The 12,815-nt window shown below is 71.7% G+C and carries 6 protein-coding genes; 2 read left to right on the top strand and 4 right to left on the bottom strand.

Annotated features, from left to right (window positions below; genetic code table 11):
- Positions 1-152: 152 nt before the first annotated feature.
- The 3 genes from VN520_RS13080 to VN520_RS13070 form a co-directional block, all read right to left on the bottom strand.
- Positions 153-1,595, bottom strand: coding sequence for a maltokinase N-terminal cap-like domain-containing protein (locus VN520_RS13080; RefSeq protein ID WP_325747065.1), 1,443 nt, complete (start codon positions 1,593-1,595; stop codon positions 153-155).
- A 240-nt stretch (positions 1,596-1,835) separates the two neighbouring features.
- Positions 1,836-3,542: a maltose alpha-D-glucosyltransferase gene (gene treS / locus VN520_RS13075; protein WP_325747064.1), complete on the bottom strand. Its 1,707-nt coding sequence runs from the start codon at positions 3,540-3,542 to the stop codon at positions 1,836-1,838.
- The gene (locus VN520_RS13070) at positions 3,539-5,659 is read right to left on the bottom strand and encodes an alpha-1,4-glucan--maltose-1-phosphate maltosyltransferase (protein WP_325747063.1); all 2,121 of its coding nucleotides are present in this window, start codon (positions 5,657-5,659) and stop codon (positions 3,539-3,541) included. Before VN520_RS13070 ends, treS begins: the two co-directional genes overlap by 4 nt.
- Positions 5,660-6,367: 708 nt before the next feature.
- On the opposite strand from VN520_RS13070, the gene glgP reads away from it, so the two are divergent.
- Positions 6,368-9,058, top strand: a complete 2,691-nt coding sequence (glgP, locus tag VN520_RS13065; RefSeq protein WP_325747062.1) for an alpha-glucan family phosphorylase — start codon at positions 6,368-6,370, stop codon at positions 9,056-9,058.
- Between the two features lie 230 nt (positions 9,059-9,288).
- Positions 9,289-11,100, top strand: a complete 1,812-nt coding sequence (locus VN520_RS13060) for a SpoIIE family protein phosphatase (RefSeq protein ID WP_325747061.1) — start codon at positions 9,289-9,291, stop codon at positions 11,098-11,100.
- A gap of 111 nt (positions 11,101-11,211) precedes the next feature.
- On the opposite strand, the gene VN520_RS13055 is transcribed toward VN520_RS13060, so the two are convergent.
- Positions 11,212-12,815 (bottom strand): M4 family metallopeptidase (locus tag VN520_RS13055; RefSeq protein WP_325747060.1); only part of this gene is annotated, 1,604 nt, incomplete at its 5' end.

The raw sequence follows: 12,815 nt of genomic DNA, 5'->3' as shown, positions 1-12,815 counted from the left end.
TCGGCCGGGGCGGCCGCCGTGACCTCGGCGGTCACCGGCTTCGCCGTGGGCGGTACCTCGACGGGCTCGGGCGTCTTGCGGGACGGCTTGCGGGCGGTCACAGGGACTGCCTCCTCGGAAGGCTCGAAGGATGGGTGCTGGGGAGGTGGGGGTCATGAGGGTGCGGCGGCCAGGCGCTGGATGGCGGCCATGGGGACCGGCAGCCAGTCGGGGCGGTGCCGGGCCTCGTACAGCACCTCGTACACCGCCTTGTCGGTCTCGTGGGCGCGCAGCAGCTCCGGTTCGGCGCGTGGATCGGAGCCCGCCGCGCGGGCGTAGCCCTCGCAGTAGGCGGCGCGGCAGCGGGCCGCCCACTCGGAGTTCCACGGGTGGTGCGAGCGGGCCGCGTAGTCGAAGGAGCGGAGCATCCCCGCGACGTCGCGCACCGTCGGCTGCGGACTGCGGCGCTCGGGCAGCGGTCTGGCCGGCTCACCCTCGAAGTCGATCAGCGACCAGAAACCGTCCTCCGCCCGCAGGGTCTGGCCGAGGTGCAGATCACCGTGGATCCGCTGCGCCGCCCAGCCGCTCCCCGTGCCTCCGAGCTCCGCGACGGCGTCGAAGGCGGTGCGCAGCCCCGGTACGTACGGGACGAGTGCCGGGACCGCCCGGGCGGCGGCCTCCAGGCGCTCCACCATCCCGGCCACCAGGTGCCTGGTGCGGTCGTGGGCCAGGGGCGGCGTCGGCAGTGCGGCGGCGAGCGCCGTGTGCACCTCCGCGGTGGCGCGGCCGAGCGCGTGCGCCTCGGGCAGGAAGTCCCGCCCGGCGGCCAGAGCGGCGAGCGCGAGCTGCCAGCCGTCCTGTGCTCCGCGCAGGAAGGGCTGCAGCACGCCGAGCGTGAGCGGCTCCGGGCTCGTCGTCGCCTCGAACCAGGCCACCGGGGCGGGCACCCGGCCGCAGCCCTCACGGCCGAGCGCGAGCGGCAGTTCGAGATCCGGGTTGGTCCCCGGGAAGACCCGGCGGAAGATCTTCAGGATGAGGGCGTCCCCGTAGACGAGCGAGGAGTTGGACTGCTCGGTGTCCAGGAAGCGGGGGGTGAGCCCCGGAGGGATCGGTTCCGCCCGGTCGAAGCGGAGCGGACCGAGAGAACCGGGGTTACGGAATCGTTCCAGCAGGAGGTCGGCGACGCGCGGGTCGTGCAGCCCTTCGTACAGGGTGCGGCCGGCCAGCGGCCCCTCCGTGATCCGGCCGATCATCGCCCCGGCCGGCAGCGGGGGCAGCGTGGTGCGCACGCCGAGCAGGAGCTGGTAGCAGTCCCCCTGGGGGTGCGGGGGCCGGCCGCTCGACTGGTGGACCCGGACGAGCAGATGCAGCAGCCCGGGGCCCGTGCCCGCGGCGTCCAGGGGCAGTATCTCGGTGGCGGCGACGAGGGAGAAGCCGGTGACGGGCTGCCCCTTGCCCGCGAACCAGCGCTGACGGGGCACCCACTCGTGGAGCAGCGGGGCGAGCGACGGCAGCAGCGCCGTGGGGCCCGTCGGACTCGTCGTATGTCTTCTTGCTGTCTTTCTCGATGTTGTGCTCTTCGCCAGGGCGACTCGAGTGGATGCAGCCTCCGACATGGCATCGCGTCCTTTCCCCGGGCACACCACAGGATGCGAAGAGTGTCCCGGATTGCGGCAATGGCTGTCCGGCTGTGCGGGACGTGTCGGGTGAGGAAAAGTCCGTACGGACTCGATCAATGGGCCAGGAAGAGCCCGAAGGAGCCCGAAGAGCTCGATATGGGGGAGAGTGCCCCGTGCGGGGCGGTGGAAACCGCCCCGCCGGCGGCGCCCCGGAGGTGAGGCGCCGTCGGCCGGCGGTCAGCCGACCGGAGCGTCCTTCCGCAGCCGGAACCAGTAGAAACCGTGCCCCGCCAGTGTCAGCAGGTAGGGCCATTGGCCGACGGCGGGGAAGCGCACCCCGCCGATCAGCTCGACCGGATGACGTCCGTTGAAGGCGCGCAGATCGAGCTCCGTCGGCTGTGCGAACCGCGAGAAGTTGTGGACGCACAGCACGAGGTCGTCCTTGTACTCACGGGTGAACGCGATCACCGCGGGGTTCGACGACGGCAGTTCGCTGTACGTACCGAGCCCGAACGCCGGATTCTGCTTGCGGATCTCGATCATCCGGCGCGTCCAGTGCAGCAGTGACGACGGCGAGGCCATGGACGCCTCGACGTTGGTGACCTGGTAGCCGTAGACCGGGTCCATGATCGTGGGGAGGTAGAGCCGCCCCGGATCGCTGGAGGAGAAGCCGGCGTTGCGGTCGGGAGTCCACTGCATCGGGGTGCGTACGGCGTCGCGGTCGCCCAGCCAGATGTTGTCACCCATCCCGATCTCGTCCCCGTAGTAGAGGATCGGGGAACCGGGCAGGGACAGCAGCAGCGCCGTGAACAACTCGATCTGGTTGCGGTCGTTGTCCAGGAGCGGCGCGAGACGCCGGCGGATGCCGATGTTGGCCCGCATCCGCGGATCCTTGGCGTACTCGGCGTACATGTAGTCGCGCTCTTCGTCCGTGACCATTTCGAGCGTGAGCTCGTCGTGGTTGCGCAGGAAGATGCCCCACTGGCAGCCCGACGGGATCGCCGGGGTCTTCGCCAGGATTTCCGAGACCGGGTAGCGGCTCTCGCGGCGCACGGCCATGAAGATCCGGGGCATCACCGGGAAGTGGAACGCCATGTGGCACTCGTCGCCGCCGGACGGGAAGTCGCCGAAGTAGTCGACGACGTCCTCCGGCCACTGGTTGGCCTCGGCCAGCAGCACGGTGTCCGGGTAGTTCGCGTCGATCTCCTTGCGGACCCGCTTGAGGAAGTTGTGGGTCTCGGGGAGGTTCTCGCAGTTGGTGCCCTCGCGCTGGTACAGGTAGGGCACGGCGTCCACACGGAAGCCGTCGATGCCGAGGTCCAGCCAGAAGCGCAGCGCCGAGATGATCTCCTCCTGCACCGCCGGGTTCTCGTAGTTGAGATCGGGCTGGTGCGAGAAGAACCGGTGCCAGTAGTACTGCTTGCGGACCGGGTCGAAGGTCCAGTTGGACGTCTCGGTGTCGACGAAGATGATCCGCGCGTCTGGGAACTGCTTGTCGTCGTCGGCCCAGACGTAGTAGTCGCCGTAGGGGCCGTCCGGGTCCGTGCGCGACTGCTGGAACCAGTCGTGCTGGTCACTCGTGTGGTTCATGACGAAGTCGATGATCACGCGCATGCCGCGCTGGTGCGCGGCGTCGACGAACTCCACGAAGTCGGCGAGGTCGCCGAACTCCGGCAGCACTGCGGTGTAGTCGGAGACGTCGTAACCACCGTCGCGCAGGGGCGACTTGAAGAACGGCGGCAGCCACAGGCAGTCGATGCCCAGCCACTGCAGGTAGTCCAGCTTGGCGGTGAGGCCTCTGAGGTCACCGACGCCGTCCCCGTTCGAGTCCTGGAAGGACCGGACGAGTACCTCGTAGAAGACGGCGCGCTTGAACCAGTCGGGATCGCGGTCCTTGGCGGGAGTGTCCTCGAACAGGTCATGGACAGGCTCATTGACGATCATGGTGTGGGTGACCCTCCGGTCGGCGGGGACGGTCGCAGGACCGCGATGTGCGCCGGTGCCGTACCCGGCTCCAGGCGCACATAGAAGGTCCTGCCCCAGTGATAGGTGTCGCCGGTGAGCTCGTCGCGCACCGGCACGCTCTCGTGCCAGTCGAGGCCGAGACGCGGCATGTCCAACGAGACCGTGGCCTCCTGGGTGTGGTGAGGGTCGAGGTTGACGACCACCAGGACGGTGTCCGGACCGGAACGCTTGCTGTACGCGATCAGCGCCTCGTTGTCCACCGGGTGGAAGTGGACGTCGCGCAGTTGCTGGAGCGCCGGATGGCGACGCCGGATCCGGTTGAGGGAGGTGATCAGGGGGGCGAGCGAGCGGCCCTCACGTTCCGCCGATTCCCAGTCCCTGGGCCTGAGTTGGTATTTCTCGGAGTCCTGGTACTCCTCGCTCCCGGGACGCACCGGGGTGTTCTCGCACAGCTCGAAGCCCGCGTACACGCCCCAGGAGGGGGACAGCGTCGCGGCCAGCACGGCCCGGGCCTCGAAGGCGGGACGGCCGCCCTCCTGGAGGTACCCGGGAAGGATGTCGGGCGTGTTCACGAAGAAGTTGGGCCGCATGTACGAGGAACTCTCGCCCGAAAGCTCGGTGACGTACTCGGTGAGTTCCTGCTTCGTGTTACGCCAGGTGAAGTACGTGTACGACTGCTGGAAGCCGACCGAGGCCAGCGTCCGCATCATCGCGGGACGGGTGAAGGCCTCCGCCAGGAAGATCACGTCCGGGTCGGTGCGGTTGATGTCGGCGATCACCTTCTCCCAGAAGACCACCGGCTTGGTGTGCGGATTGTCGACACGGAAGATCCGTACGCCGTGCTCCATCCAGAACCGCAGGATGCGCACGGTCTCCGTGACGATCCCGGGCATGTCCGAGTCGAACGCGATCGGATAGATGTCCTGGTACTTCTTGGGCGGGTTCTCGGCGTAGGCGATGCTTCCGTCCGGGCGGTGGTGGAACCACTCCGGATGTTCCGTCACCCAGGGGTGGTCCGGGGAGCACTGGAGGGCGAAGTCCAGCGCGATCTCCATCCGCAGCGTGCGGGCCGTCGCGACGAAGTGGTCGAAGTCCTCCAGGGTGCCGAGATCGGGATGGACGGCGTCGTGGCCGCCCTCGGCCGAACCGATCGCCCAGGGCACGCCCGGGTCGCCCGCCTCGGGGCTGAGGCTGTTGTTGGGGCCCTTGCGGTGCGTGGTGCCGATGGGGTGGATCGGCGGGAGATAGACGACGTCGAAGCCCATCGCGGCGACGGCGGGAAGGCGCTCGGCGGCGGTCCGGAAGGTACCGCTGATCATCCCGGGAGCGGGAGCGGGGGCGGGAGCGGGAGCAGGTGCGGGGAGCTCCGCGGTCACCGACGGAGCCTTCTTCCGCGCGGCGGCGGTGGTCCTGGCGGTCTTCGTGGCCCGCGGTTTCCGGGCCGGCTTCGGGGGCTCCACCGGCGCCGGCCGCGCGCCCTCGGAGCGCGGGAACAGTTCGTACCAGGAGCCGTACAGCGCGCGCCGGCGCTCGACGGTGAGCGGCAGCGGCCGGGACGCGGTCACCAGTTCGCGCAGGGGATGACGGCCGAGCGCCTCGTCCACCTCGGCGGCCAGCGCGGCCGCGAGCCGGGAGGCCGCCGGGCGGCCCGTGTCGCGCAGGGCGTCGACGGCGGCGAGCACGGCCTCGCGCCCGTCCTTCTTGGGCACGCCCTCGGCGGCGCGGGCGTACAGCTCGGCGCCCTCCTCGAAGACCAGTTCGGTGTCGATGCCCGCCGGGACCTTGATCCGCGCGTGTGCGCGCCAGGTGGTGACCGGATCGCTCCACGCCTCGACGGTGTACGTCCAGGGCCCCTCCGACTCCGGGGTGACGTCGGCGCCCCACCGGTCCGTGCCCGGCGCGAGCTCGCGCATCGGCGTCCAGGGGCCCGGCCGTCCGTTCGGGTCGCACAGGACGACGTTGGCGGCCACCGCGTCGTGCCCCTCACGGAACACGGTGGCGCTGACCTCGAAGGTCTCGCCGGCGACGGCTTTGGCGGGGCGTCTGCCGCAGTCGACGAGCGGACGGACGTCCAGGACGGGAATGCGACCGATCATGGAATCACCTGGGGGTCGGAGCTCGGCATGCACGGCGTGGGACGTGGGTGTGAGGGGCTGACCGCGCGCGCCGCGATGGTGGGGTTGCGTCCTTTGTAGCTGCTCGGTCGTCCGCTGGCGGGCTGTGGGCATGGCCGCTCCTGTCCGCGTTCACTCGAATGGCAGTCGAATGGCAGGTGCGCGGGTGGTTCGTGCTCGGACCGGAACACCTGGGATGTGCAGCGCGGGGGTGCTACCGGGGGAGCCTTCCCACCGCTTTCGGGCGGCCAACCCGATGGCGTGTCAACTCCTGGGTGCAACCGGTGCACGCGCTGTGGGCCGCGCGCCGGTCCCCCGGCCGTCACACGGGCACCTCCGAAGCCTTCCCCGTGGTGCGGGGTGTCACAAGTCCGCGTGAGGAGGGGAAATCAGCCATATCGCCCGTGACGAACAGGGGCGTAACTGGCGCATCTGATTCATGAGGCGCCAGGGACCCGCCGTACGGGTGAGGCGGTGGTGACCGACGTGACCCAGGAGCCGTCAGAGGGAGGGCGCACGCGGTGCGGTGCCGCGAGGGGGGCGGGCGGACCGTGCCGGGCCGGGCGCACTGAGCCGGCCGCGCGCCGTGGCCGCGTACGGCGGCACACCACTACCGTCGAGGGTGACGGAGCGGGCGCCCGCCGTCGTGCGTCCCCTCGGATCCGTACGTCCCCTGTAAAGGTGGGATACGTGAAGGCCATTCGTCGATTCACCGTGCGTCCCGTCCTCCCCGAACCCCTGCGACCGCTCAGCGACCTCGCCCACAACCTGCGCTGGTCCTGGCACACCGAGACCCAACAGATCTTCGAGGCGACCGACCCGGAGGGCTGGCGCCCCGCGGACGCCGACCCCGTGCGTCTGCTCGGCGCCGTCTCCGCGGCACGCCTCGCCGAGCTGGCCGGGGACCAGCACTTCATGAACCGGCTCACCGAGGTGTCCGAGGACCTCCGGGAGTACCTCGGCGGCCCGAGGTGGTACCAGGACCAGCTCTCCCGGGGCGCGGAGCTCCCCGCCGCCGTCGCCTACTTCTCACCCGAATTCGGGGTCACCGCCGCCCTGCCCCAGTACTCGGGCGGGCTGGGCATCCTGGCCGGTGACCACCTGAAGGCGGCCAGCGACCTCGGTGTGCCGCTCATCGGGGTCGGCCTGCTCTACCGGCACGGCTACTTCCGCCAGAGCCTGTCCCGCGACGGCTGGCAGCAGGAGCACTACCCCGTCCTGGACCCCAACGAGCTGCCGCTCACCCTGCTGAGGGAGCCCGACGGCACCCCCAGCAGGGTGGTGCTCGCCCTGCCCGGCGGCCGCTCGCTGTACGCCTGCGTCTGGCAGGCCCAGGTCGGGCGCGTCCCTCTGCTGCTCCTCGACTCCGACGTCGAGGAGAACGCCCCGGGCGAGCGCGATGTCACCGACCGGCTCTACGGCGGCGGCAGCGACCACCGGCTGCTGCAGGAGATGCTGCTCGGCATCGGCGGTGTGCGCGCCGTACGCACCTACTGCCGGCTGACCGGCCACGCGGCCCCCGAGGTGTTCCACACCAACGAGGGGCACGCCGGGTTCCTCGGCCTGGAGCGCATCCGGGAGCTCTCCGAGCAGGGCCTCGACTTCGACGCCGCACTGGAGGTCGTGAGGGCCGGCACGGTCTTCACGACGCACACCCCGGTGCCCGCCGGGATAGACCGTTTCGAACGCCAGCTCGTGGCCCGCCATTTCGGTGACGACGGCGAGCTGCCCGGGGTCGGCGTGGACCGGATCCTGCGCCTCGGGATGGAGACCTACCCCGGCGGTGCGCCCGACCTCTTCAACATGGCGGTGATGGGGCTGCGGCTCGCCCAGCGCGCCAACGGGGTCTCCACCCTGCACGGAGCCGTCAGCCGGGAGATGTTCTCCGGGCTGTGGCCGGGATTCGACCCTTCCGAGGTGCCGATCACCTCGGTGACCAACGGGGTGCACGCCCCGACCTGGGTCGCGCCCGAAGTCCTCCGGCTCGGCGCCCGCGCGTCCGGCTCCGGACGCGCCGAGAACGCCCTCACCGGAGGCGGAGGCGGAGCCGGGACCGGCCGGGAGACCGGCGCGGACGACGGGGCCGCAGGCATCCCCGGGCGCGGGGACACCGTGGCCGCCGTCCCCGACCGGGAGATCTGGGAGCTGCGCAGGGGGCTGCGCGAACAGCTCGTCACCGAGGTGCGCCAACGGCTCCACGCCTCCTGGCGCAGGCGCGGCGCGGGCACCGCCGAACTGGGCTGGATCGACGGTGTGCTCGATCCGGACGTGCTGACCATCGGCTTCGCCCGCCGCGTGCCCTCGTACAAGCGCCTCACGCTCATGCTGCACGACCGCGACCGGCTGCGGGAGCTGCTGCTCCACCCGACGCACCCGATCCAGATCGTCGTCGCCGGCAAGGCCCACCCCGCCGACGACGGCGGCAAGCGGCTGGTCCAGGAGCTGGTGCGCTTCGCGGACGACCCGCGGGTACGCCACCGCATCGTCTTCCTGCCGGACTACGGCATGGGGATGGCGCAGAAGCTCTACCCGGGCTGCGACGTCTGGCTCAACAATCCGCTGCGCCCCCTGGAGGCCTGCGGCACCAGCGGCATGAAGGCGGCGCTCAACGGCTGCCTCAACCTCTCCGTGCGCGACGGCTGGTGGGACGAGTGGTTCGAGCCCGACTTCGGCTGGGCGATCCCCACCGCCGACGGCTCGGCCACCGGCGAGGAGCGGCGCGACGAGCTGGAGGCGGGCGCCCTCTACGCGCTGATCGAGGACCGGGTGGCCCCCCGCTTCTACGACCGCAACGCCGAGGACCTGCCCGAGCGGTGGATCGAGATGGTCCGCCGCACCCTGGTCACCCTGGGCCCCAAGGTCCTCGCGGGCCGCATGGTGCGTGAGTACGTCGAAAGGCTCTACGCTCCCGCCGCGCTGTCCCGCAGGGCGCTGGAGCCCGCCGCCGCCCGTGAGCTCGCCTCCTGGAAGGCCAGGGTCCGCACGGCCTGGCCGAAGGTGGCGGTCGACCATGTGGAGGCCTCCGCCGGCACGGTCGTCGGCGGTTCCGCCGAGCTGGGGTCCACCCTGGCGCTGCGGGTCCGGATCGCCCTGGGCGGCCTCGACCCGGAGGACGTGGAGGTGCAGGTGGTCGCCGGGCGGGTCGACTCCGGGGACGCGATCGCCGGGGCCCGGACGTTCCCGCTGAAACCGGCCGGCGGTCACGACCTGGAGGACCGCTGGCTCTACGAGGGCCCGCTCGCCCTGGACCGTACGGGCCCCTACGGCTACACCGTGCGCGTCCTGCCCGCGCATCCGCTGCTCGCCTCGGGTGCCGAACTCGGCCTGGTCGCGGTGCCGAACGCGGCCACGGGCGACGGCGGCGGGATGCTCCTGCGCTGACGCCCCGCACACGGTGGGCCCGGCGCGGCGCCGCGCCGGGCCCACTCCTGTGTCCGCCGGCCCGTCGGCCGGTCCGCGGGTCAGCCGGCCCGCCGACCCGCCGGTCCGCCGGAAACCGGCAGGGGTGTTTTCGCCGTGGTCTCGCTAACATGACAGCCCTGCCGAGGTGGCCCCGCAGCCACCGGTGTGACAGCGAGGCGCCCCACAGGGCGCGAGTGGAGGTCAGCACGGTGAACGGGGGCGGAGGCCGAGCGAGACGCCTGACCCGTCGGCTGGCCGCGCAGAACGGCACCTCGCGGCAGCTGCACATCCGCCGGCCGGAACCCGCCGGCCCGCCCAGGGGCGACCGCTTCACCACCGCGGCCCGGATGCGCTGGCTCAACGAGGCGGGCACCCGGATCGGCACGACGCTGGACCTGGAGCGGACGGCCCAGGAGCTGGCCGGCTACAGCGTCCCGCGACTGGCCGACGGCGCCGCCGTCGATCTGCTGGAGTCCGTGCTGCGCGGCGAGGAGGGCGAGCGCGTCACGGGCGCGGCGGTGCCCGTCACCCGGGCCATGGCGGTGCGGGCCATCGACGCGCTGGAGGGGCTCGAACCCTCCCCGGTGGGGGAGGTGGTCGACCGCCGGGAGCGCCGGGAGACGCTGCTGACCACCGAGTGCCTGCGCAACGGCCGGTCCGTGCTGGTCAGCCGCATGCTCCTGGAGGACTACGAGCGCGTCGCGCCGACGCCGAGCGCTGCGGTGGCGATGCGCCGTCAGGGCGTCCACAGCTACATGGCCGTGCCGCTGATCGCCCGTGGTGTCCTGCTGGGCTCCGCCGACTTCGTACGCGCCGGCGACAGCCCGCCCTTCAGCCGCGCCGACCTGGAGCTGGCGAGCCAACTCGCCTCCATGGCCGCGGTGTTCATGGACAACGCCCGGCTCTACGGGCGCGAGCGCGAGCACGTCGTCTCGCTCCAGCGCTCCCTGCTCCCGCGTGTCACCCCGCACACCCCCGGCCTGCGGGTGCACGCCCACTACGCGCCGGCCGTCGACGCGCACGGGGTGGGCGGCGACTGGTACGACGTGGTGGCGCTCCCCAGCGGGCGTACGGCCCTGGTGGTCGGCGACGTCACCGGCCACGGGCTGCCCGCGGCCGCCACGATGGGCCGGCTGCGGGCCGTCGCCCGTACGCTCATGATGCTGGACATCGCCCCCGACCGGCTGCTCGCCCGGCTCGACATGGCCACCCGCGACCTGGAGGACGACCAGGTCGCCACGTGTCTGTGCGCGGTCTACGACCCGGCGGACTCCAGCTACACGATCGCCAGTGCCGGCCATCCGCCGCCGCTGCTGGTGGACGCGGGCGGGACCGCCCGCTACCTCGACGTACCGGCCGGGGCGCCGCTGGGCGCGGGGGTCGTCCCCTACGACCCGCTGCGGGTGCGCGGCCCGGCGGGAGGGCGGCTCGTCTTCTACACGGACGGCCTGATCAAGACGCGCGCCGACGACGTGGACGTCCAGCTGGAGGGTCTGCGCGCGTCCGTGGCGGCGATGGCGCCCGAACAGCTCGACGCCGGCGGTCCGCTCACCTCCCCACGGGCGGACGACGGCCGCTTCGACGAGGCGGTGCTGCTGGTCGCGGGGGGCCACGAGCTGTCCCCCGGGGTGCGGCTGCGGGAGTGGGACCTGCCGGCGGAGGGCAACCCCGCCTCCACCGCGCGCAAGCTGGTCACCGAGCAGCTCGCGCGGTGGGACCTGGCCGAACTCGCCGACGTGACGGAACTGGTGGTCAGTGAACTGGTGGGCAACGCCCTGCGCTACGGCGGCGGTCCCGGCAGGCTCCGGCTGCTGTGCGGTGAGCGGCTCCAGGTGGAGCTCGCCGACACCGGGCCCGACCTGCCGCAGATCCAGCACGCCGGTGTCAGCGACGAGGGCGGCCGGGGGCTCCAGCTCATCAACCTGCTGTGCCGCAGGTGGGGTTCGTGCCGCACGGCGACCGGGAAGATCGTCTGGGCCGAGCAGAACGTTCCCGGCCGGGGCGCCGGCTCCCCCGGCTGACGGCCGCGACGGCGACAGCCGCAACGGCCCCGGGGAGCACGCTCCCCGGGGCCGTCCCGCTGACCGGCGGGTGTTCCGCGGCGACGCCTGCTCAGCGCCTCCGCACGGTGCTCAGAAGGTCAGCTTGACGCTGTTGAAGGTGCCGGTGTCACCCGAGTAGGCGTCCTGGACCCTCAGGTTCCACGTGCCGTTGGCCACCTCGGAGGAGGCGTTGACCGTGTAGGTCGCCACCACGTTGTCCGCGGAGTCGCTCGACGAGGAGTTCTTCAGGCGGTACGCCGTCCCGTCCGGGGCGACCAGGTCGAGGACGAGGTCACCGCGGTAGGTGTGGGTGATGTCGACCGCCACCGACAGGTCGCTGGGCGCGTTGCCGGTGACCCCGCTGACGACCACCGGGAAGCTGGTGGTGCTCCGGTCGGCGAGTGCCTTGACGGTCGTGTTCTGGAAGACCTTGCCACCCGGGTCGGGGTCGGTGCCGCCACCGGGACGGGCGCCCACCGCGATGCCGGCCCAGGCGTGGGCGACCGCGGCGTACTCGGGGCTCGTGGTGCCGTACAGCTCGCCGGCGACGGCGAGGGTGCCGGTGCGGGCCGCAGCGTAGTTCGTGGTGGAGGTGAACTTCGTGGTGAGCGCCTTGTACCAGATCTGCAGCGCCTTGTCCCGGCCGATGCCGGTCACCGGAAGTCCGTCGGACGTCGGGGAGTTGTAGGAGACCCCGTTGACGGTCCTGGCCCCGCTGCCCTCGGAGAGCAGGTAGAAGAAGTGGTTCGCCGGGCCCGAGGAGTAGTGGACGTCGACCGAGCCGATGCCCGAGTACCAGTAGTCCTTGGACGCGCCGTCCTGGCTCGGCTTGTCCATGTGACGCAGCGGTGTGCCGTCGCCGTTGATGTCGATCTTCTCGCCGACGAGGTAGTCGCCCGGGTCCTCGGCGGTGTCGGAGTAGAACTCCACACCCGCGGCGAAGATGTCCGACGTGGCCTCGTTGAGGCCGCCGGACTCGCCGCTGTAGTTGAGACCGGCGGTGTTGGAGGTGACGCCGTGCGTCATCTCGTGGGCCGCCACGTCCAGCGAGGTCAGGGGCTTGGCGTTGCCGCTGCCGTCGCCGTAGGTCATGCAGAAGCAGCTGTCGGACCAGAAGGCGTTGACGTAGTTGTTGCCGTAGTGGACGCGGGAGTACGCGCCGACGCCGTCGCCCCTGATGCCGCTGCGCCCCATGACGTTCTTGAAGAAGTCCCAGGTCTCCGCGGCCCCGTAGTGCGCGTCGGCCGCTGCGGTCTCCAGGTTCGACGGACTGCCGTTGCCCCAGACGTCGTCGGGCCCGGAGAACAGCGTCCCCGTACCGGACGTGCCGCGGTTGAGGTTGTACGTCCTGTGGTTGCCGCGCGCGGCGTCCGTCAGGTTGTACGAGCCCGAGGAGCCGGAGGTGCCCAGCGTCACCGTGCCGTTGTACTGGGTGTTTCCGGTGCCGTTCTCGATGGCCTGCCACTCGTAGAGCTTGGCGCCGGAGGAGGCGTCCGTGATGACGTGCAGTTCGTTCGGGGTGCCGTCGTGCTGGAGGCCGCCGACCACGGTCTCGTACGCGAGCCGCGGGGTCCCGCTCGCCGCCCAGACGACCTTGCGCGGGGCCTTGCTCGCCGCGGTGCTCTTCGAGCCGTCGGCCCGGGCCGCGGTGAGGGCCTGCTTCTCGGCGGCCGCCGGCGCGACCTCCGCGGCGG

It is taken from the genome of Streptomyces sp. (assembly GCF_035563135.1).
Classification (GTDB): domain Bacteria; phylum Actinomycetota; class Actinomycetes; order Streptomycetales; family Streptomycetaceae; genus Streptomyces.
The sequence above is the reverse complement of the archived record's forward strand: the minus strand, read 5'-3'. Positions and strand labels throughout refer to the sequence as shown.